This window comes from Apilactobacillus xinyiensis (assembly GCF_019656235.1).
Classification (GTDB): Bacteria; Bacillota; Bacilli; order Lactobacillales; family Lactobacillaceae; genus Apilactobacillus; species Apilactobacillus xinyiensis.
The window spans coordinates 1-22890 of the sequence record NZ_BPLL01000031.1; the positions used below are offsets into that span (position 1 = coordinate 1).

Genomic DNA, 22890 nt, shown 5'->3' on the forward strand with positions numbered 1-22890 from the left:
ATTGAATATCGAAATCATTCCATGAAATTAAATATTTAATTTAGTAATAATTGTCTAACTTTTTTAAGGCACTTCAGTATGATGTAATCCTTTTTTCATCTACTGAATCTTTTGTTTAGCACTAATTAAGCACAATAGTGAAATAACTAATACACTGATAAAGAAAACGTAAGTAACCAATGGTGAAAAAGCGTTATATAGTAATCCCACCGTAATCGTTCCTACTGGTACTGCAATCATCGCCATACTTGATAGGGTACCATCAACTGTAGCTAACATATCCGGTTCAGTCATTTCAATAATTAGTGCATTAATTTTTGCATTAACTTTGCTAGATAGAAATGCTGAAACAAAAAACAACATTAACATTATCCAATAATTTCTAAGCCACATAAAATTTAAAAACAATAAAATCATAAACAAATTTTGAAAGAATGCCATCAAACGAAATGGCATTTGATCAAGTAACTTTACATTTGTTACGCCACCTAAAACAATCCCAACTAAAAAGGCTATGGTAGCCAATAAAATTTCTACTCCAAAGGACAACGAAGTCAAATGTTCATTAGTCAATAGGAACAAATTCAAAACGGTATCCATACTGGCCCCAATCGCATTCATCAGTAAGATAACTGCTAAAAAGGGTACGATGCGCATCCCAGAAGTTTTGCCGATAATAGCTTGAATGTTTTTCAATACGAAGCCTTTTTTATGCTGTACCTTTACTGGTGGAACCACCGTGTGGATATTGCGATAACCTAACATTAAGATTAGTGCTGCTAACATAAAAGTTAAAGCATTTATATATCCAGCTAAAGCGTAGTTATGTGTCGCACCTAAAATAGCTACACCAATTGCTTGTCCTACCGGTTGCAGTAAAGCCCCTACACTTTGATTTAATCCAATAACTTGCTGGCGATAACTACTGGGAATTTTTTGTTTCATAATTGACAATCTCAAACCACTATTATACGAGCCAATCATATCAGAAAAAATATTAATTAATATAACTACATAGAATACCGCTTCAGTTTGACTATCAATAATGTTAGCTAAAATTATGTACATAGTAGCCTGAATGAACTTAGTTAATACTAGATACTTGCTTTTAGAGTGTGTCATATCCGATACCCGACCAATTATAACTGATAAGACCCCCGGTAAGATACTAGCAATCGATACGATTGTCACCATAAGTTTGGCGTTTGTAAATTCCTTGGCATACATTAACAATACAATATTAAATATACTAATACCAATCGTAGAAAATATGTCACCACCAGTAAGCGTTAAAACTGCTTTGTTTTTTAACATTTTCATTTATTTCAACTCCCTTAATTATTTATAAAACATTTATATAACTATTTATTTTTAATGGTGATAAAATCAATATAATTAGAATGGAGGATTATATAATGAAATTCATAAAATTCAAACATATCTACCTAATATTATTTTTATCTATATTCATACCATTTATGACAACACACATTAACGCATCAACAAATGATAGCAGCAAAAATATAACTTATTCTCAGGCTTACAAATACTTTATAAAAAATACGCCATCAAGTAATGATAAGACGCATCAAATCAGAAAAAATAAAAATAGTTTATTAATTAGTGATCAACATAATAACCATTATCTAGTTAAAAAAATAAATTCTCAAAAGATTTTAATCACACCATTAAATAAAAATAAATATAAAGAAACATTTTTAATCACTAACAAAAAGATAAAAAAATTAAACTTAAGAAAATATAGCCATAAAAATCATTTGAGAATTTATCTATATTCCGGTGGTAAATACAATGGAAATGCATCGGAGCATGGACCTATTAATAAATGATTTAAAAAAGGATAACTTATAAAGTTATCCTTTTTATTTACCATCCTATTTTATTTGAATTATCAGGTAAAGATACTTCATCTTTTTCGACTGCTGTAAAAGCGTCTTCTAGTACTTTCAACGCTTGATCTAATTGTTCATGTGTGATTACCAATGGAGGTTGAAATCTCAAAATATTTCCAGCTAAGGTAACTACTACTACTCCATGATTAAAAGCGTAGTAGATAATTTTAGTTGCTGCATCACTATCAGCCACTTTAGTTTTAGTATCTTTAACAATTTCAATTCCGCCATTTAGTCCCCACATTCGTACATCCCCAATCATTGGATGACGCTGTTGCATTTCTAGGAAACGTTTTTTAGCATATTCTCCATCCACAGCGGATTTTTCTACTAAATGTTCATCTTCAATAACTTTAATCGTTGCTAACGAAGCAGCTGCACAAATAGGATTGCCTGAAGTAGTAAACAAATGCGCAGGCGCCTCTAAGCTCTGCATAATTTCAGTTTTTCCAATGACTGCACTTAGTGGTAATCCAGAAGCTAAAGATTTACCGACTGACATTAAATCTGGTTCAATATTTTGATATTGTTGAATTCCCCACATTTTACCAGTTCGACCTAATCCCTGATTAATTTCATCAACGGCGAATAAAATACCATGCTCACGACAGAATTTATATACTAGTTGCATATACTCATCTGGAGCTTTTACAATTCCGCCATCTCCTTGAATTGGTTCAACTATCACACAAGCTGTTTCATCAGCTGGTAAGAAGGATTCAAATGGTTGTTTAAAAGCTTCAAAACATCGCATGGCAACATCATGTTCCGTTTCACCTGCATGCCGACGATACAAATCTGGATAGGGCACGTGGATTACACCTGGCAACATTGGACCCATTTTTCTAGTCATGTTCAAACTAGTTCCTGATAAAGTCTGCGAACCATAAGTTGAACCATGATATGAACCCATATACGAAACGATATATTGACGATCAGTATAGGCTCTGGCAAATTTAACGATAGCATCATTTGCATCGGAACCCGAGTTACCAAAACTAACCATCTTGGGTGTATCACCCGGGGCAATTTCAGTTAACTTTTTAGCTAAATCAATTCCTGGAACATGATGAAAATATGCCGGTGTATAATGAATTAACTTTTTAGCTTGCGCTGCAATTGCTTCAACGACTTTTGCATGTGTATGACCAACGTTAATAGCTGATGCACTAGCTAATAAATCAATATAGTCATTACCATCAACGTCGGATAGTATTGCTCCATGCGCATGATCAATCACTAAATCATAGTAGTTAATGCGAGAAGCATGTGCATAATAATTATTTTCTTTGTCTACTAGTTTGGTAGCTTTTGTTAATTTATGAATAAAAATCACCGACCTATTTCATTACGTTATTGTTGTTGATTTTAAATTTTATTAATCCTTAGTTGAAACTTTAGCATTGGAATGTCTGATTCCATAAGCGAAGTAGATAACCATTCCAAATACGAACCAACCAAGTGAATAAATTTTAGCTTGTGAATCTAGTCCCCAGAAAACCCCCAATGAACCTAGAAAACCTAAAGCTGGTAAAACAGGGTAGAAGGGCATTTTGAATTTAGGAGTAGGCAAGTCTTTACCTTCACGTCGACGAAGGGCATAAATACCTACTGAAACGAACATAAAAGCAATTAAAGTTCCAGCTGAAATTAGTTGTGCTAAAAAGGCAAATGGGAAGAATGCACCTAGCAAAATTCCAATAATTGTTAATACTACCAAAGCACGATTAGGTAAGTTATGTTTTAGTTGACCTAATGATTTAGGTAGTAATCCGTCACGTCCAAATGAGTATAGCAATCTGGAACCTGCAAGCATCATTCCAATCAAGGCTGTGAACATTCCTATAACTGCTACAGATTGAACGATTGTAGCAATCATCGCATGTCCACTATTACGTAGTGCCCAACCAACTGGTTCAGCATTGTTCGCATAGTTAGTGTAGTGGAACATTCCAACTAGCACTAATGAAACTGCTACGAACAATACTACCGCAATAATTAATGAACCAAGGATTCCTCTAGGCATTGTTTTACCTGGATTCTTAGCTTCAGCAGAGTTAGCAGCGATGGAGTCAAATCCAATGTATGCTAAGAAAATTTCAGAAACCCCAGCATAGATACCTTGCCAACCACCAAATGCTGAACCATCTGGATTAACATGGTATTTAGGGATGAAAGGTACGTAGTTGCTAGCTTTAATAGCAGTAAACCCAATTACAATAAAAGTTAGAACTGCTAAAACTTTTAAAACTACTAAGGTGTTTTCTACACGAGCAGTTTGTGAAGCCCCTTTAGCAAGTAGTAAGGCTACCATTACAATAATAATCAATACAAATGCATCGACTAATCCACCATTAGAACCAGTAGAAGCACTTGCTAAACTATTGGGAAGTTTAATGCCTAACGGAGCAATTAATCCTTGAAAGTTAGCAGATAATCCAGACGCTACGAACGCCACGGCAATAAAATACTCTGCTAATAATGCCCAGCCGGCAATCCAGCCCCAAAATTCTCCAAACACTACGTTGATCCATGAATATGCAGAACCAGCAAATGGCATTGCCGAAGACATTTCAGCATACGCAAAGGCAACGATTCCAGCAACGATAGCGGCGACTAAGAATGATAACGCTACGGCAGGGCCAGCATGTTGTGCTGCCACCACTCCCGGTAAAGTGAAAATTGCAGTTGATACAATTGTTCCGACCCCTAAAGCAAGAAAGTCCTTAGTAGTTAAACTTCTTACTAAATGTGAATCTTTATTTTGATAGACATTCGGGTCTTCCTTTCTAAACATTTTATCGGTCAAACGACTCATAAACATCACTCCTATTTCGTCACTTTTATCAAATTTTAATATGTAAACAACATAATAATATTTGAATTTATGTAATATTAACGTATTTTAAATGAGAATGTCAATATATTTTCTAATCTTTTTCTAATGTAAGTCATATTATGTATATAATACATATAGCATTCTTTTAGTTATATAATGAAGATAAATGAACATACACATTTTAAATTAAAAAAAGATTAAAATAAGTGTTGACTTTAATTAAAAACATTGTATGATATTAGACAAGTTAATAAATACAGAAAATAAACAAGATAATCAGGAGAGTAATCATTATTAGACGGTTCAGAAAATCTATGTATTGCTGTGAGTAGATCGACTCGAATATGACGAATATGGCCTGTGATTTGGCACTGTTGATATTTAAACAGTGATGGGGTGGCAACCATTATTAATTGCACACGTTTGTTTACAGACGTTAAGTGAGGGTAATAGTGTAAGCTATTATCAAATTAGAATGGTACCACGGAACTCCGTTTCTAGATTAAGTCTAGGGACGGAGTTTTTTTATTTTCTAAATTTATAAATATATATTAAAGGAGCGATTTTTTATGAAAAAAATCACAAAGATTATTGTTGGAATTAGTATTTTATTGTTATTACCATTAACCGTTTTAACTGGTTGTGGCAGCTCTAGTAAAACTATCAAGGTCGGTATCATGGGTGGTGATAAACGTATTTGGCAACCAATTGCTCAAGAATTAAAACATAAGGGCATTAATTTACAATTAGTTTCATTTTCCGATTATTCACAACCTAATGCAGCTCTACAAAATCATGAAATTGATCTAAATTCATTTCAACATGAGGCCTTTTTAGATAATTGGAACAAGGCCCATCACTCAAACATCGTTTCAATTGGTAAAACTTTCTTCTCACCATTAGCACTTTATTCCACCAAAGTTAAAAACATTCAAGATTTGAAAAAGGGAGCTTCAATTGCATTACCTAATGATCCAACTAATGAAGGTCGTGCTTTATACCTATTGAAGAGTGCCGGTTTAATTACGCTAAAGAACACACCGCTACCAACTGTTAAAGATGTTACTTCTAATAAATTAAACTTGAAACTGAATCCTTTAAATGCAGCGCAAACTCCACGTGCATTAAGTGATCAAGATGGCGCAATTGTAAATGCTGGATATGCATTAGATGCTAAATTAAATGCCAAAGATGTTATTTACAAAGAAAAAGTAAATAAAGATTCCGCACCCTACATTAACTTAATTGCCACTAATAAGGACGAAAAGAACAAAAAAGAGTATCAAGAAATCGTTAAAGCATATCAATCAGCAGCTAACAAAAAACGTATTGCTGAAGTATATAAAGGTCAATACATCCCTGCATGGGACGCGAAATGGTAATAAAGGAGGAATTTTAAATGCCTCAAATTAGTTTAAAGAATATTAACATTACTTTTAAACAAAAAGACAAAGTGTTAGAAGCAGTTAAAAACGTTTCATTAGATATTCAAAAGGGGGATATCTATGGCATCGTTGGTTACTCGGGAGCTGGAAAAAGCACTCTAGTGCGAGTTATTAATCGCCTACAAGTTCCCACCAAAGGTCAAGTTATTGTAGAAAATCAAAATGTTAATCAATTAAAAGGACGTAAATTACGCGATTTAAGACATAAAGTTGGATTCATTTTCCAGCATTTTAACCTTATGAATTCCAGAACGATTGCCGAAAACGTCTATTATCCAATGTTCAATACTGAGACTAAGAATCGCAAAGCTCGCGTCCAAAAGTTAATTAGGCTAGTCGGCCTACAAGGCAAAGAAAATGCCTATCCAGCACAGTTATCCGGTGGGCAAAAGCAACGTGTCGCGATTGCACGGGCGTTAGCTAACAATCCTAGCATCTTAGTTAGTGATGAAGCCACTAGTGCTTTGGACCCTAAAACCACCCAAGAAATCTTACAATTGTTGAAAAAAATCAACCAAGAGTTGGGCGTTACCATCGTATTAATTACCCATGAGATGGATGTAGTAAAAACATTATGTAATAAAGTTGCTGTAATGAATGCTGGACAAGTTGTAGAAAAAAATAACATTTTAAACATCTTTAGCAATCCTAAAAACGAACTGACTAAAGATTTTATCAACACAACTAACAACTCTACTAATGCAATTGAAACGCTTAGTCAACAAACTAAATTTCAAGAGCTATCAAAAACCAATCGACTATTTCAGTTAACCTATTTAGGTGAATCAGCTGAGCATCCCTTCATTATCGATCTATATAATCGCTTTGGTATTTCAGCCAGTATTATCTATGGCAATATCGAATTTATTCAAGGTACTCCACTAGGTAATTTGATTATTACTATCGATGGTCAACTAAACCGTATTGAAGAAATTAAACAATATTTAGCTGACAATCAAATTAGCCTTAATGAAATTGATTTTTCAAAAATTAAATAGCAAAGGAGGTTCAATCTATGAATTTAATAGCCAAATATTTACCAAATGTTGCTAACTCTATTCCAGATTTTATCCAAGCCACCTGGGAAACCCTATATATGACCATTTTGACCGCTATCGTAGGTGGACTGATTGGCCTAATCGTTGGTGTCTTATTAGTCGTTACCGGTCCCGATGGGATTGCTCAAAATAAACCTTTTTATAATATATTAGATAAAGTCGTGAACCTGTTTCGTTCAATTCCATTTATTGTATTACTAGCAGTAATTGCACCATTTACCAGAATCGTAGTAGGAACTGCCATTGGTACTACTGCTGCAATTGTGCCACTAATCATTGCTGTGATTCCTTTTTATGCTCGACAAATTCAAAATGCCTTACTAGATGTGGATTATGGAATTGTCGAAGCAGCTGCCGCAATGGGTTCATCTAAATTTGGTATTATTTTTCGAGTTTATTTAAAAGAAGGGTTATCACAAATCATTCGTTCATCAGTCTTAACTTTAATCAGTTTAATTGGTTTAACTGCCATGGCCGGAACAGTTGGCGGTGGTGGCCTTGGTAATTTAGCTGTAATGATTGGTTATGAACGTTTTCAAAACGACGTTACTTTCGTATCACTAATTCTCATTTTAATTCTAGTGTTTATTATTCAAATAGTCGGTGATATTTTAGCTAAAGCGACTGATCATGAAAACTTTAATTAATAAGGGATGCATTTAATATGGATAAACAGCAAAAATTAGATATTTTAAAACAATTAGTTAATATTAAAACCGTCGCAGCTAATGAAGCTGAACTTACCAGGTATCTAAGTCAATTGCTCAATCAGTATGGTATCAAAAATAAAATAATCCCCCAATTTGATAACCGTAGTAATTTAGTTGCAGAAATTGGGCATAACCATGGTCATAAGTTAGCTTTTGCCGGTCATGCTGATACTGTTCATGAAGGCGATATTAGCGCTTGGGACACTGACCCTTTCACAGCAACTGTCAAGGGCAATAATTTATATGGCCGCGGAGTCACCGATATGAAAGCTGGCTTAGCGGCAATGACGATTGCTATGATTGAGTTACATGAAGAACAAGTTAACTTAAGTGGCAGTTTAAAACTATTAGTTACGATCTCAGAAGAGCTAACTCAGGGTGGGGCTAACTATTTATCTAAATTAGGCTACGTTAACGATTTAGATGCAGTTATTCTAGGTGAACCCACTGGTTTTGGAGTAGAACAAGATAATCAACACTATTTAGTGAATGCTCATAAAGGAGCTTTGATATACACAGTCGAAAGCTTTGGTAAAGCGGCCCACAGTTCAACTCCTGATAAAGGTATCAACGCCATTGATCAATTAATCGAATACCGCAACGCCGAACGACAATTATTTACAAAATTTCAAACTAGGGATGATGAGTTAGGCACAACCATTTATACCCCCGACGTGTTTCATGGTGGTCAACAAGTTAATTCCATCCCAGATTATGCATATCAACAGGTGATGGTACGAACAATTCCCCAGTTACCTAATCAGCAGATTATAGATGATTTACAATCTTTAGTAGATGCTTTTAATGCTAATGATATTAATAAGCAATTAAAATTAACGGTTAATTTTAGTGGAAATCCTGTTAAAACCAGTCCTAAAGCTGCAATTATTAAAATTAGTCAAAACGTTTTACAAGCATTCACGAATGATTGTTGTCCCATTAAGGCGCTATCAATAGGCACCGATGCATCCCAATTTACGCAGCAAAATCCTAATCTTGATGCACTCGTGCTTGGCCCAGGTAATAATACCGCACATCAAACTAATGAGTATATTGATATAGCATCTTATTTAGAATTTATTGATATTTATAAAAAAATTACCATAAAGTATTTGATATAAAATCGTGATCTATAAAAATTTGTTATAGTTGAAAATAGATTAACATCATAAGAGATAATAAAAAATATAATTAAAATTAAAAAACAGTTTGTCTAAAAAAGATAAACTGTTTTTTTCGCTTTACACATTTTAAAAACTGTAGTAAGGTACACATTGTAAAAAATGATAAGGAGTAAAAAATAAATGAAAAACTTTTTCCCTAATTTAAAAGTTGCTGATATATTGTTAACTAAAAATTTAGATAATCAAACGAGTCAAATCAATAAAAATTTAACTGGAAATCAAGTTATAATTTTATTTTATTTAGATGATCATAAAAACGAGATTACTAAACAAGTTGACATAGAAAAAAACCTAAACATTAGTCATTCTACAACTAGAGGAACCGTAAAAAGACTAATTAAATCTGGTTTTGTAAAAACTAGTCCTATCCCAGAAGATAAAAGACAAGTTCAAGTAGTTTTAACTCAACAAGGTCAACAACTATTATCGAAAAATCAATCAAAATTAGAAAAAATTTTGTCTGATACCTTAGCTAAAGCCGCTAAAGGTTTAAACGATAAAGACATTGATGATTTACAAAGAATTACCAGTCAAATCATTAAAAATTTAAAATAAAGGAGCTTAGTTAATTATGAATACTGATATTAAAGGTAATAGCTACAATCGTACCATATTAATGGGACTTTTCTTAGCTGGATCATTTATTGGCTTGTTATCAGAAACTTTCCTAAATAATGCTTTAGTAACTATCATGGACAGCTTTCAAATTGGACAAGCAATGGCTCAATGGTTGTCCACAGGCTTTTTGTTGGTAGTGGGTTTAATGATTCCAATTTCATCATGGGTTTTTAACAATTTTAATACTCGATTTAATTACATTGGGATGTTATTTATTTTCTTAGTTGGTTCGATTGTAAGTGCTTGCGCTATTAATTTTCCTATGCTGCTAATTGGACGATTGATTCAAGCAATCGCTGCTGGTTCTATGATGCCCTTCGTACAAAATATTATGTTAGTAATGTTTCCACCCGAAAAACGTGGAATGGCATTAGGATTAACGGGGTTAGTTGTTGGTTTAGGACCAGCCATTGGACCTTCGTTAGCGGGAATTATTTTACAGCATTACAGTTGGCACATGTTATTTATCATCCCGGCTGTGGCTACAGTTATAGTTATTGTTTTAGCTTTAATCTTTGCGCGTGATTTAATTCACACTCGAAAAACTAAACTTGATTGGCTATCCTTCATGGAATCAGTTATCGGTTTTGGATCTGTTTTATATGTACTATCTAAAGTCGGTGAACAAGGAAAAATTTCTTTCAGTAGCATCGTACTAGTCTTAGTGGGAATTTTAATGTTATTCCTATTTATACATCGTCAAAATAACATTGATAATCCATTAGTAAATATGAACATTTTTAAAAATCATAATTTTAATCTTAATACCATACTAAGTACTTTAAGTAATATCGCATTAGTAGGAATTGAATTAATTTTACCGCTTTACTTACAAAATGTTACTCAAGTTTCAGCTTTAGAAACTGGTTTAGTAATGTTACCTGGTGCTATCGCAATGGGAATTTGTAACGTTCTAGCTGGTGGACTCTACGATAAAGTTGGTGTTCGTAAAGTTTCATTGATTGGTTTCTTTATTTTATTAACTGGAACCATCCCCATGCTTTTCTTCAACGCCCATACCAACATCATTTTGATTGCTATCGTATATGCATACCGTTTAACTGGAGTGGCATTCATTATGATGAATACTTTCACTGATGGTATTAACTCATTGCCTAATGAACTAAGCGCTGATGGTAATGCTGTATCTTCAACTGTTCGTCAAGTTGGTGGTTCAGTAGGGACCGCTTTATCAATGCTAATTGTAACTTTAATCGTGGGTAATAATACTTTAGAACACACATCTATCAGTACGCTTAGCAATGGTTATCATTCAGCTTTCATTTTCATGCTATTAATTGCTATCGCTGGATTTGGATTATCTTTAAAACTAAAACGAAATAAATAAAAGAGAGAGTTCTTGATTAACCAAGAACTCTTTTTTATATATAAATAAATTAAATAATGTTAAGCTTAAGCCGTTGAAAGAAGGGCGAAAATAAGTTGAAAAAATTAGTCAAAATAGAATATGCATTGCTATTGATAATGTTGTTATTTCTATATTTTTATAAATATAACTTTTCATGGATTTGGTTAGTCGTATTAATATTAGTTCCCGACATTAGTGCAATTGGATATTTAATTAATACAAAAATTGGAGCATACACTTATAACGCAGTGCATAGTTTTATTTTTCCAACGATAATCTTAATTATGTTTTTATTATTAAATCAGGATATATCTTTTTGGCTACTAATTTGGTTCATGCATATACTTATGGATCGTAGTTTAGGATATGGCCTAAAGTATACCGACAATTTCAAACACACTAATATTGATCGTATGGACAATTAATATCCTATAAAAAATCTCGTAGCATACCGTTATGGGATTTTTTGTTTTTAACTTAAAACGTTGTTTATTTCAAAGAAAGATAACTAATTGTCTAAAAACATGCAAATATAATGATTCATTATATATGTAACACCCTATGTAACACGATGGTTGCTTGTCATAACAACCTTTTTCATTTAAATTAATACTCATAAATGAAGGAGGATGTATATGAATTTAGCTAGCAAAATTAAAACCCAACGTGAAAAAGTTGGAATGAGTCAAAGTGAACTAGCACAGAAATTACACGTTACGCGTCAAACTGTATCAAGGTGGGAAAACGACCAAACTATTCCTAATCTAGATACTTTAAATGACATTAGTGATGAATTGGAAATTTCTTTGGATGAATTGTTAAAAAACGACAATCTCAAAACAATTGGATCAATTAGTAAAGATGTTAAATTAAAGAAACGTTATAAACTATGGTTCATAATTAGTTCATCATTTATTGGATTATTTATAGTTTTTTTATTGTTGTTAAGTTGGGGAAGATATAATAACAACGATTTATTGAACCGTGTAAATCCATTTATTCCATATCATTATGGATATGCTGTATTACCCGAAAAAATACCTACTAAAAATATAAAGGGTACCGTAACTTATACTAATGGAAAAAAAGTAAAACAAAACATTGCTTTTCCCCAACCAATTACAGCTCAAGTTACCCATTCACCTTTTGGTGACAGTGAATGGCTTACTTTTTCAGTGGGTGAAATCCCCAAAAGAGGGATGAACTACGCATATGTAGAATATAAGGGCTCTTATGTTAGACGTGCTCGTTTAATAAGTCGCGATGAAATTCCACAAATGATAAGGGATAACGTAGGTCCTAAATACTATGATAAAGACTTTGATACTAAAACAAATAATCCATTCAAGTAAAAAAGATTACCAATTAAACTTGGTAATCTTTTTTATTATTTTCCTATTTGACTGATATAATCTGGTTTATCGTAATTATAAGAATAGTTGTGCTTAATCTTATTTCGATTCCAAACTTCAAAATAACCTGAGTTATAGTATGATTTCATAACTCTTTTACCATGTATTCTTTGTCTTGATAACCAGTATTCAGAACTAGATGTAGCGTGACTAGTTCCTGTATAAAATGAATAAACATTCTTCTTACCGTTCAAATTAGTAATGTTTAAATTATTATTTTTTAAACTATAGCTATATGCATGTAGAGTGTTTTCAAAATACATATATAAGTTAACAGAATGCTTATTTACGACTATTTTACTCCATTTATTTTTACCAGCGTAATTATACCAAGCTCCTCTTAATTCAGTTAGGGTAGTATGGTTGTTAACATATTTAGCACTAGCATTTTCCTCTAAGCCAACAAAAGTTAGCATTATAGAAAATACGATCAAAAAACTAATCAAATATTTATTACGCAAAGTATTTCACTCCTAAGATTATTTAACTCTGTTGAACTTCAAACTTCCATCTGCATCTGGATTAGAAACATATAGATTACTATTTTTATCTAATTCACCATTTAAAGTTGTTTTATTGCCATCAGCAGAAAAAGTCATGGTGATTTTGTCTTTTGATTGTTTGTACTTACCATTAACCGTTACACTATCTTTAGACATTGATACTTTATTATTGCTTTGAATGTTTAAAGTTTCACCATGCTTGTCTTTATACTTACCTTGATATGATTTTCCACAAGCAGTTAACAATAATGATAAAGATAAACAAGCCATAGCTAATGTTATGTATTTCTTGATTTTCAATATATTTCCCCCTAAATAAAATAATTTAACTTAAATAGTTTAACATAGTTTAAAACTAAATCATAACTCTTTTATATATGCATTATTTTTAAATTATGTTAGATATAATTTTTATAATAAAAAGGGTGGTTTTAAAGAAATTAACCTTTTGGAAATTTACTTAATAAATTACTTCAAAGTTATAATCTTCTATGCTTGATTTAATAATTCATTAATCGCATAATGGTTTGATATAACCACACTAAAATTTAAATCAAAACATTAGGAGATGAATTTTTAATTGGTTTCAAGTAAAGTTAATTGGAAACAAAATCTTAACGTGTTATGGTTTGGAACCTTTGTAGTGGGGATTGGTTTTAGTTGTATCAGTCCTTTTATTGCCTTATTCATTGGACAAATGGGGCACTATAATGAAACTGAAACTTCAATTTATAGTGGTTTGGCATTTGCGGCACCATTCGTAATTAAAATGATTGTTTCGCCATTATGGGGATATCTAGCTGACCGTTACGGACGTAAGCCCATGTTACTACGAGCATCTCTCGGAATGGCTATCGTTATTGGTTCTATGAGCTTAGTAACTAACGCTTGGCAATTAATTATTTTAAGACTGCTACAAGGTGTTTTTGCTGGATTTATCAGCAATGCAAATGCTTTAATTGCTGCTGAAACCCCTAAGGAACATATTGGACATGCTTCGGGTAAATTATCCACTGGTAATGTTTCTGGAACGCTAATTGGGCCCATGGTGGGTGGAATTATTGCTGAAATATTTGGTTATCGTTATACTTTTGTAATTACCGGAATTACAATGGCCATCGCATTTGTATTAACTATCTTTTTTGTTCATGAAAACTTTGAACCAGTAAAAACTCAAAGTAATCATAAACAACCACATTTTCTTAGTGGAATTGATACAGCTCCTATTTTAATGGGCATGTTTTTAACTACCTTATTCGTGCAAGCTACTAACAATTCAATTTCACCGATTCTGAGTTTATACGTTCGTCAATTAGATCCCACTTCACATAATATCGCCTTAGTATCCGGGATTATTCAAGCACTAAATGGGGTTGCTATGATTTTGGTAGCGCCACTATTCGGGCGTTTAGGTGATAAAATTGGTTCTCATAAGATTTTGATGTTCGGTGTATTATTTTCAATGTTGCCATTTTTCATAACCATTTTTGTACAAAATGTTTGGCAACTAGGTGCCATGCGCTTATTAGTAGGAATTTCCGATGCAGCTTTATTACCAGCAGTACAAGCTTTACTGGCTACATACAGTCCTAAAGAACGAATTAGCCAAGTCTTTAGCTGGAATCAAAGTTTTCAAGCTGCCGGTAATGTTTCAGGTCCAATGATTGGATCAGCCGTAGTATTGGTGGGTGGATATCGTGGTGTATTTGCCGCTACTACGGTTATCGCTTTAATCAATTTTTTATGCCTACACAAAACGACTAAAACTATTAAATAACACAAAAAAACCGTTTAGAAAATTTCTAAACGGTTTTTATTATTAAAACTTCAAGAAGCCTTGACGTTTTAACGCTGGTAAAATTCCCTTTCGAACTGGACTCTGCTTTAAGTCATGCATTAAATGATGCGTAAAACTTTCCTCACGTGCACCATGTTTACGATTAGCATAATAGGCATGTACTTGATTATCATAGTTAGTTAATTCATTATAGTCGATTTGGTCATTATACTCATTTTCATAATGAATAATTTCAGAAGTGATTCGCGGCTTAATTTCAGGATTCTCATCTGGGTAGCCCAATGCTAATCCTAAAACTGGAAAGGTCAATTCTGGCAATTTAAAAGTATCAATAATTTTATCAACATTATTATAAATACTCCCCATAATAACGCCACCCAAGCCCATACTTTCCGCAGCTGTTAGCATTGATTGTAAAGCTAAGTCGACATCATGAATACTGGCCAATAATTTATCTGTGGAATGTAAATTCATAGTATCAACATTTGGATCAATATGTTTTAAGATTTGTGAGTTACGGTGTTGATCCGCAACAAATAGAAAATAATGACCAGCATTTTTAACTAAGTCATAAGTCGTTACATCCGCAATAACCTGCAGTTTTGCTGGGTCAGTAACACTAATTACACTAAACTGTTGCTCAAATTGACTAGTTGAAGCTTGCTGTGCAGCTTGCAACAGTTGACTAATTTGATGATTAGTTAATTTTTTATCTTGATAATTTCTAATCGAACGATGATTAAACAATGTATCTAATACTTGATTTTCCAAAACTATCACCCTTATTTGTTATTTTGGTAAGATATTAACATAAATCAGTTAATTTATTTTAAAATATGCACATAAAAAAGGTAAACCTAAATTAGGTTTACCTTTTAAATTATTTAATTAAATCATATAGTACATTTGACATGTTTGTAGTAGTTTGCAAACCCGTCAATCTATTCATAATTTTTCCATCTTTCATTAATAAGAAAGTTGGAATACTAGATATATCATGTTCATTAGCAACTTCATTATTTTTATCAATGTTCACTGATAAAAATTTAATGTCATTAAAATCATTATTATCAATAACTTTTTCCATAACCGAATCCATCATTAAACAAGGTGGACACCAATCAGCTCTAAAATCTACTAAAACATATCCATTACTAGTGTGTTCTTTAAAGTTTTCATCATTTATTTCTATAAATTTATTCATAACTATATTCCTCAATTTTCATATTTGTTAACAATATTTTTAATTTCGTTTTTCATATTTTGCATGAAATAATCAGAATTGCAACAATTTTTAGCAATTAATTGTGTGCCTTGAACTGCTATAAAAAAATGTTGTGCAATGCTATGACTCGTCTTTTCCGAAAAACCAAAATTAAGTAACTGATCTGAAATCCATTTAATATTTTGCTTAAAAAAGTCATTTACTAGCGTTATTAACTGTTTGCCTAAACCAAAAGACTCAAGGGCTAACATTGAACATAAACAAATACAATTATCATTTTTTAAATTGTTTGCATAAAGTTCACAATAATTATTCAAAATATTTTCTAAATTATTATCACTAGAATTAGTATTTAAGCGAACAAAAAAATCTTTTGAGTAGTATGACAAAACAGCTGAAACTAGTTCTTCTTTTTGTGAAAAGTAATAAAATATACTTGCTTTTTTAATACCCACGATTTCAGCGACATCTGAGAAGCTAAAGCCATTAAAACCTCTCTGTTGAATCAGTTTCATTGATGCTTTTATAATTTTGGTTTTAGTATTTTCTTTGACTGTCATATATGATTAATCCACCTTAATTATCTTATTCTGGAAGTCACTCCTCCATCTACAGGCAAAATAACTCCTGTTGTCCAAGCAGATTCATCACTGGCCAAGAATAAAATAGCATTAGCAACATCTATCGGTTGACCATTTCTACCTAGTGGATGAAAATCATTAAACGAATTTAGCACCTTGCTAACTTCATCTTTTGATAAGAAATTATTATAGATTGGAGTTTCTACCACTGAAGGGGCTACCGCGTTTACTCTAATTTGATCTTTAGCAAATTCTAAAGCCATATTTTTAGTTAAAGCATGTCTAGCTGCCATAGCAGCAGAGTAAATAGCAGAAGGGGTAGCTTCTACCGGATTTAATGCCCACATTGAACCAGTATTGATGATAACTCCTTTACCAGCTTTTTTCATTTCAGGAATTACTGCTTGTGAAGGATAAACTGTTCCTTTAACTATAGTATCTAAATATGATTGAATATCATCTGGTTGATAATTCAAAAAATCAGTAGGAACAAATTTTCCAGTATTATTTACAAGTATATCAACCGAACCAAATAATTCAATTGCTTTTTTTACTAGCTTTTTGGAAGTATCAGGTAATGAAATATCTCCACTCACATAAGAAACTTTTTTACCAGATGGATCAATATCATTTACAGCAGTTTGTAGCTTTTTATCATTACGACCGTTAATAATAACGTTGGCACCAAATTTTACAAATAATTCAGCAGCTTTTTTACCTATACCGGATCCGCCTCCAGTTATAATTACAGTTTTATTTACAAATTTCATTTAAAACATCTCCTTAATTAATTTATGAAACTTATTCTACCTATCGGTAGGTAGAATGTCAACAAAAAAACTTCAAAATTTATAAAATGTGATTTGAACCCTTTAATAATAGCGATTTATAAATAATAAAAAAGCTACCTTAGAAAAAATTCCTAGGTAGCATTTTTTTACTTTAAGCTATGAATATAACTATCTGCCAGTTTCTCCATTACTTTTTGCCAGTCATTATCGGCTGCCACAAAGTACTCATCTAACAATGCAATTTGCTCTTGATTGATTTGTTCATTTAAACGTTGACCTTCAGTTGTAAGATTTAAAATTTTAATTCGTTTATCAACTGAAGATTTGCTTTCGGTAATTAAATTGCGACTAATTAAATCACGCAAACTAACATTTGCTGCTTGTTTAGAAATGTTTAATAAATTCAAAATATCCTTAATGCTAACATTGTCCAATGCATAAATAATGTATAACATTCGGTGCTGATTTTTAGTTAGATCATATTTTTTTAAATCAATCATTGCCGCAAATTGTTGATATGCAAAGAAAATCGTTGATAATTTTTTTTCGTTATTCAAAATTCTACTCCTTTTTACGTCAATTTAGTTGACCTTTTATTTTATACAGTATATACTACTTAACATAGGTCAACAAAGTTTACCTAATTTAAATTTGAAGGGAATGTGTAAACATGTCTGAATATACTGTATCAGATTATTTATTGGATGTAATTAAACATTTAGGTGAAGATGAAATTTTTGGAGTTCCTGGTGATTATAACCTTCAATTCCTAGATCACATCACTCATCGTAATGACATGCAATGGATTGGTAATGCTAATGAATTAAATGCATCTTATGTTGCTGATGGTTATGCACGTGAAAAAGGAATGGCCACTTTTGTAACTACTTTTGGAGTAGGGGAATTAAGTGGTATTAATGGACTATCTGGAAGCATCGCTGAACATGTTCCCATCTTAGAAATTGTGGGCGCACCAACTAATAAAGTTCAAAACAATGGTGCTTTAGTTCATCACACTTTAGGTGACCATGAATTCAAACGCTTTGAAGCTGCCCATGAACAATTAGGTATAAAAGTAACCCGTTTAAACGCTAACAATGCAATCAATCAAATCAATGAAACACTTCAATATATTTATTATACTAAAAAACCAGCATACATGATTTTACCTAGTGATTTAGTAAATATGCCAGTTAATCCTGCCATTAAAGCTAACATTAGTGAATTGTTTGTAGAACATAGCTTTAATGTAGACCATGCTGTGCAAAAACTCAGCCAAGCAATCGAAAAAGCTAAGCAACCAGTTATCGTAGTGGGACATGAAATTGACCGTTTTAATTTAGGTCAAGCAGTTGAAAGTTTTTCTTTGAACAATAATCTTCCCGTCGTTGACTTAGGGCTTGGTAAAGGGGCTATTGATGAAACTTTTGCTAATTTTGTAGGAACTTATAATGGTTCCATTTCTGATGATGCAATTAATAACTTTGTTAAATCAGCTGATAGTATTATCCTAATGGGAACTAAATTAACTGATTCTGTAACTGGTGGATTTACACAACAATTTGATCCTAGCCAAACCATTACCATCAGTGCTAATGGTAGTGACATTTACGGTGAAACCATTATTGGTGAAACTGATTTTGTCAGCATCATCAACAAACTAGCAGATACAAAGTTAAATCATACGTGGGATAAAGTTGAAACTCCTAAATTAAGCCAAAAGGTTAGTGCTAGTGACAATGCATTAACTCAAGCCTTTTATAATCAAGCAATGCAAAACTTTATTCAAGGTAACAATACCTTAGTAGCTGAACAAGGAACTTCATTTTTCGGTTTAGCTAGTCAACCACTAGCTAAAGGGGCTAACTTTATTGGTCAACCACTATGGGGATCAATTGGATATGCTTTCCCAGCAGCCTTAGGAAGTCAAATTGCTAATCCTAATCGTCGTACGGTATTATCTACTGGTGAAGGTTCACTACAATTAACGATTCAAGAATTCGGTTTAGCTTTCCGTGAGCAAATCAAACCCGTTATTTTCATTATTGAAAACAGTGGCTATACTGTTGAAAGAGTAATTCATGGAATGAATGAATCATATAATGACGTACCTAAGTTAAGATATGACTTAATTCCTCAAGCTTTTGGTGCTAATGATGATGAATATGATTTTATTAATGTTAATACGGAAAAAGAATTAATTAATGCTATGGATAAAGCTAATCAAGAAATTGATAAATTAGTTGTTGTGCAAGTTAACATGGGGATGAAAGATGCTCCAGAACAATTAATGAAAACCGCAAAATTATTCGAAAAACAAAACCAAGGTTAATAAAAAGCCATTCCCAATAATTGGGAATGGCTTTTTTGTGAAAAAATTAACTAAATATAAAGAATGTTAATTATTAAATAAATAAAGATTATAAACTATTAATATACATAAATGAAACTATAATGAGAGTATGTAGTTAAATTATTCACAAAAGCTATATAATTATATCCACGGGGAGATGTTTTCTTATGTCAATTAAAAATAAAAAGTTGCTTATGGCAGGTGGAATAGCATTCTTATCTATGTCATTAGGAACTTTTATCGCTAGCAATCGTGACTATATTATTTTTGCTGATTCTATAAATGATAGTAAAACATCAAGTGCGGGTAATGTTGATCAAAACAACCAAACCACTCAGGCAAATACCAAAGTTGAAAATGATAATAAAGATAGTTCAGAACAACAAGCGATTAAATTGGATAATTCTGACCCACAACAAAAAACTAGCTCCCAAGAAAATAAAAATAATGCCAACAATAATAATATAAATACTAAAAATGATAGCTTAGAAAGTAGTAAATTAGCTACTAACACAGTACAAATACCCGCAAATGATTCATCCGTTTCTAATGAAAAAATAGTGGATTCAAGTAACAATGCTGCTGATAATTCGCAAACTGTACATCCAGTTAATGGTTCGTATAAAGATTACGAAAATATTCATCAAGATATTCAACCTCGAACTCAAGTTAATGAGCCTGAAAAAGATACGGACAATATTAATGGTAAATGGGGAACTGCCGATTGGACTTATAATAACCAACACAAAATTGTAGATATTAGTGGCGGTGAAGTTGATAATTCAATTAATGCACCTTGGAATAGTAACACTGAAATTCAAAATGATGTTCAACAAATTAATTTTAACGATAAATTAAAACTACCGGCTGACTGTGGTGGACTATTTGCCAATCTTCCAAACCTGCAATCACTAAATAATAGTAATAATTTAGATACATCTAACGTTACTAATATGCGTAGTATGTTTGCCAATGATCGTAGATTATCAACATTAGACGTTTCAAGTTGGGATACATCTAACGTTAAAAATATGAGTTACATGTTTTTCTCAGTTGACGACTTGTCTAACTTAAATGTTGGGGGTAATTTTGGTAAAAATGCCAGCAATGTTAATGATATGAGCTATATGTTCAACGGTCTGATATCAATTAATCATATTGATGGTCTGAATCAGTTAAATACTAAATCAGTTAAAAATATGGAATATATGTTTAACGGTGACTACAATATGCAGTCCATTGATTTGAGTAATTTCAATACCAGTCAGGTTAATAATATGGACTACATGTTTGGTTACAATATTAGTTTGAAGAAATTAGACCTAGGTAGTTTTGATACGACAAATGTAAATAGCATGAATGGGATGTTGAGCAATACGTTAGGTGTACTAGTAAGTGATGAACAAGGTAATCTATACTATATGCCTGGTATTCAAGAATTAAAATTAGGTCAATTAACTAAGTTATCTAATAATGCTAGTTTAAATGAAATCGTGCCAAAAGATGTTAATAATGAAAATAATAAATATAGTGGAAAATGGATTATCAACGGTAATAATAACGGAAATAAATACACTTCAGCAGAATTAACTAGTGGAAAAGTTCCATCCGGAACTTATGTGTGGCAAAATGACTTAACTAACATAAAAGCCAAAGACACTTCAATTGTGGCCGGACCTAAATCAACATGGAATTTTAAAGATAATTTTATTAATGCTACTGATATGTATGGTAATCCTTTAGATTTAAATAATTTAACTACATCCGGTAACGCAGATTTAAGTAAAGTAGGAACTTATAGTGTAATTTATAGTTATAAAAATGCTGCCGGTGAAACTATTGATCAATCCGCAAATGTTAATGTTATAAATAGTAAAGCTGATATTGAAACAAAAAATACTTCCTTATATGTAAATAACATTTGGAATCCACAAAGTAACTTATCATCCGTTAAAGACATGTATGGAAACCCCATTGATTCATCTTTAGTTAAACACATTGGTACAGTAAATACTAATAAAGTCGGTAGCTATCAAGTCACATATGAATATACAGATGATGTTGGTAATGTTTTTTATAAAACAGCTACCATCAAGGTTATAGATAATATAGAATTTAATCAACCTAACACAATCTTGGAAACCAATCCAATTACTTACTTTAAAGTTATGAAAATAAACCCAACTTTTAGTGAAAAATTTAACTACTATGAAGTATCTTACGCACCTAATGCAATAGATTTCCAACTTAAAAATGGTAAGATATTAAGTGCAAAAGAATACACGCGTGTCTATCAACAAAAAAGAGTTAAAAAAGTTAAAGTAGTAAGCAAAAATGGAGTATATACTTATAACAATGTTAATTTTAATCAAAGTATCCGTTTAAATCACATAAAATATGGATCAATATTAAAAGTTAAAGATATTGCACACCTAAATAATGACATAACTAGATATATTCTTGACAATGGGCAATATATAACTACTAACAAAAGTTTTGTTAACGTAGTGGAAAGTTAATCTAAAATACATCAACATTTAAAGCCATTCCTAATAATTAGGAATGGCTTTTTTGCTAAATATTAATATTTACTTATGTATCAAGCTAATTTAACATTATATTCTAATAAAAGTGTTACCATATATTATATTAATTTACTTTAAAGGGTGCGGTTATTTAATATGATTATATGTGTAACTAGTATTTATTCGTTCTTCACTTTTTTATTTAGTTTACTAAAACTTAAAAAGGAATTTCTACATTTAACTGTTGGATTGGGCTTCATTAGTTTATTTACAGTCGTAATTGTTTCAATTGTAACTCAATATACATATCAATATACTAGCTTTTTGTTGTTGCTATTAGCTTGTTTGCTAATTATACAAACAGTTTCTAACATATTAATTTTTGAACATAAGCCTACGATAGTACATGCTATTTTTAAATATCTTTTTCATTTAATACTATTGGTATCAGTTTTATTTTCAATGACTACAATTTAAAAAAGTGTATCCATAATGAAGTGCCTTAAAAAAGTTAGACAATTATTACTAAATTAAATATTTAATTTCATGGAATGATTTCGATATTC

General features: G+C 31.8%; 23 protein-coding genes. 13 read left to right on the forward strand and 10 right to left on the reverse strand.

The annotated features are described in order from the left end of the window. Window positions 1-99: 99 nt before the first annotated feature. Window positions 100-1320, reverse strand: a complete 1221-nt coding sequence (locus K5Q11_RS06530) for an MFS transporter (RefSeq protein ID WP_220752134.1) — start codon at window positions 1318-1320, stop codon at window positions 100-102. Between the two features lie 95 nt (window positions 1321-1415). On the opposite strand from K5Q11_RS06530, the gene K5Q11_RS06535 reads away from it, so the two are divergent. Beyond that, window positions 1416-1850: a hypothetical protein gene (locus K5Q11_RS06535; protein WP_220752136.1), complete on the forward strand. Its 435-nt coding sequence runs from the start codon at window positions 1416-1418 to the stop codon at window positions 1848-1850. A 37-nt stretch (window positions 1851-1887) separates the two neighbouring features. Here the strand turns inward: K5Q11_RS06535 and K5Q11_RS06540 are convergent, their stop codons facing one another. Then, window positions 1888-3240, reverse strand: coding sequence for an aspartate aminotransferase family protein (locus tag K5Q11_RS06540; protein WP_220752179.1), 1353 nt, complete (start codon window positions 3238-3240; stop codon window positions 1888-1890). Window positions 3241-3291: 51 nt separating this feature from the next. Further along, complete coding sequence (locus K5Q11_RS06545; RefSeq protein ID WP_220752138.1) at window positions 3292-4731, reverse strand: APC family permease; 1440 nt, start codon at window positions 4729-4731, stop codon at window positions 3292-3294. Between the two features lie 590 nt (window positions 4732-5321). Between K5Q11_RS06545 and K5Q11_RS06550 the strand changes: the two genes are divergently transcribed. The 8 genes from K5Q11_RS06550 to K5Q11_RS06585 all read left to right on the forward strand — a co-directional run bounded on the left by K5Q11_RS06550 (window position 5322) and on the right by K5Q11_RS06585 (window position 12488). Then, on the forward strand, window positions 5322-6134 hold the full coding sequence (locus K5Q11_RS06550) for a MetQ/NlpA family ABC transporter substrate-binding protein (RefSeq protein ID WP_220752140.1): 813 nt from the start codon (window positions 5322-5324) through the stop codon (window positions 6132-6134). Between the two features lie 17 nt (window positions 6135-6151). Then, a complete protein-coding gene (locus K5Q11_RS06555) occupies window positions 6152-7195 on the forward strand; it encodes a methionine ABC transporter ATP-binding protein (RefSeq protein WP_220752142.1) in 1044 nt (347 codons plus the stop codon). Between the two features lie 17 nt (window positions 7196-7212). Then, window positions 7213-7902 carry a methionine ABC transporter permease gene (locus K5Q11_RS06560; RefSeq protein WP_220752144.1) on the forward strand — a complete coding sequence of 230 codons (690 nt, stop codon included), beginning with the start codon at window positions 7213-7215 and terminating at the stop codon, window positions 7900-7902. A gap of 17 nt (window positions 7903-7919) precedes the next feature. Further along, entirely contained in the window at window positions 7920-9086 is a 1167-nt protein-coding gene (locus tag K5Q11_RS06565; protein ID WP_220752146.1) for an ArgE/DapE family deacylase, read from the forward strand. Between the two features lie 183 nt (window positions 9087-9269). After that, entirely contained in the window at window positions 9270-9704 is a 435-nt protein-coding gene (locus K5Q11_RS06570; protein ID WP_220752148.1) for a MarR family winged helix-turn-helix transcriptional regulator, read from the forward strand. A gap of 16 nt (window positions 9705-9720) precedes the next feature. After that, on the forward strand, window positions 9721-11115 hold the full coding sequence (locus K5Q11_RS06575; RefSeq protein WP_220752150.1) for an MDR family MFS transporter: 1395 nt from the start codon (window positions 9721-9723) through the stop codon (window positions 11113-11115). A gap of 95 nt (window positions 11116-11210) precedes the next feature. Continuing rightward, window positions 11211-11561: a DUF4260 family protein gene (locus K5Q11_RS06580; RefSeq protein ID WP_220752152.1), complete on the forward strand. Its 351-nt coding sequence runs from the start codon at window positions 11211-11213 to the stop codon at window positions 11559-11561. Between the two features lie 210 nt (window positions 11562-11771). Further along, a complete protein-coding gene (locus K5Q11_RS06585; RefSeq protein ID WP_220752155.1) occupies window positions 11772-12488 on the forward strand; it encodes a helix-turn-helix domain-containing protein in 717 nt (238 codons plus the stop codon). 35 nt (window positions 12489-12523) lie between these two features. Here the strand turns inward: K5Q11_RS06585 and K5Q11_RS06590 are convergent, their stop codons facing one another. Together K5Q11_RS06590 and K5Q11_RS06595 are read right to left on the reverse strand one after the other, a co-directional pair. Then, window positions 12524-13009, reverse strand: a complete 486-nt coding sequence (locus K5Q11_RS06590) for a hypothetical protein (RefSeq protein ID WP_220752157.1) — start codon at window positions 13007-13009, stop codon at window positions 12524-12526. Window positions 13010-13027: 18 nt separating this feature from the next. Next, complete coding sequence (locus K5Q11_RS06595) at window positions 13028-13351, reverse strand: hypothetical protein (RefSeq protein WP_220752158.1); 324 nt, start codon at window positions 13349-13351, stop codon at window positions 13028-13030. 280 nt (window positions 13352-13631) lie between these two features. On the opposite strand from K5Q11_RS06595, the gene K5Q11_RS06600 reads away from it, so the two are divergent. Next, window positions 13632-14828 (forward strand): MFS transporter, encoded by a 1197-nt coding sequence (locus K5Q11_RS06600; RefSeq protein WP_220752160.1) that lies wholly within the window; start codon window positions 13632-13634, stop codon window positions 14826-14828. Window positions 14829-14870: 42 nt separating this feature from the next. Here the strand turns inward: K5Q11_RS06600 and K5Q11_RS06605 are convergent, their stop codons facing one another. The 5 genes from K5Q11_RS06605 to K5Q11_RS06625 all read right to left on the reverse strand — a co-directional run bounded on the left by K5Q11_RS06605 (window position 14871) and on the right by K5Q11_RS06625 (window position 18003). After that, a complete protein-coding gene (locus K5Q11_RS06605; RefSeq protein ID WP_373311505.1) occupies window positions 14871-15620 on the reverse strand; it encodes a nitroreductase family protein in 750 nt (249 codons plus the stop codon). 109 nt (window positions 15621-15729) lie between these two features. Continuing rightward, window positions 15730-16053 (reverse strand): thioredoxin family protein, encoded by a 324-nt coding sequence (locus K5Q11_RS06610; protein ID WP_220752164.1) that lies wholly within the window; start codon window positions 16051-16053, stop codon window positions 15730-15732. 11 nt (window positions 16054-16064) lie between these two features. Further along, a complete protein-coding gene (locus tag K5Q11_RS06615; protein WP_220752166.1) occupies window positions 16065-16634 on the reverse strand; it encodes a TetR/AcrR family transcriptional regulator in 570 nt (189 codons plus the stop codon). Window positions 16635-16654: 20 nt separating this feature from the next. After that, entirely contained in the window at window positions 16655-17425 is a 771-nt protein-coding gene (locus K5Q11_RS06620) for an SDR family NAD(P)-dependent oxidoreductase (protein WP_220752168.1), read from the reverse strand. Window positions 17426-17592: 167 nt separating this feature from the next. Further along, complete coding sequence (locus tag K5Q11_RS06625) at window positions 17593-18003, reverse strand: MarR family transcriptional regulator (RefSeq protein WP_220752171.1); 411 nt, start codon at window positions 18001-18003, stop codon at window positions 17593-17595. A gap of 113 nt (window positions 18004-18116) precedes the next feature. Between K5Q11_RS06625 and K5Q11_RS06630 the strand changes: the two genes are divergently transcribed. From K5Q11_RS06630 to K5Q11_RS06640, 3 genes are all read left to right on the forward strand, one after another. Further along, a complete protein-coding gene (locus K5Q11_RS06630) occupies window positions 18117-19778 on the forward strand; it encodes an alpha-keto acid decarboxylase family protein (RefSeq protein ID WP_220752173.1) in 1662 nt (553 codons plus the stop codon). 188 nt (window positions 19779-19966) lie between these two features. Further along, window positions 19967-22318: a BspA family leucine-rich repeat surface protein gene (locus tag K5Q11_RS06635; protein ID WP_220752175.1), complete on the forward strand. Its 2352-nt coding sequence runs from the start codon at window positions 19967-19969 to the stop codon at window positions 22316-22318. Between the two features lie 162 nt (window positions 22319-22480). Further along, window positions 22481-22801, forward strand: a complete 321-nt coding sequence (locus tag K5Q11_RS06640) for a hypothetical protein (RefSeq protein ID WP_220752177.1) — start codon at window positions 22481-22483, stop codon at window positions 22799-22801. The last annotated feature ends 89 nt before the right edge of the window (window positions 22802-22890 follow it).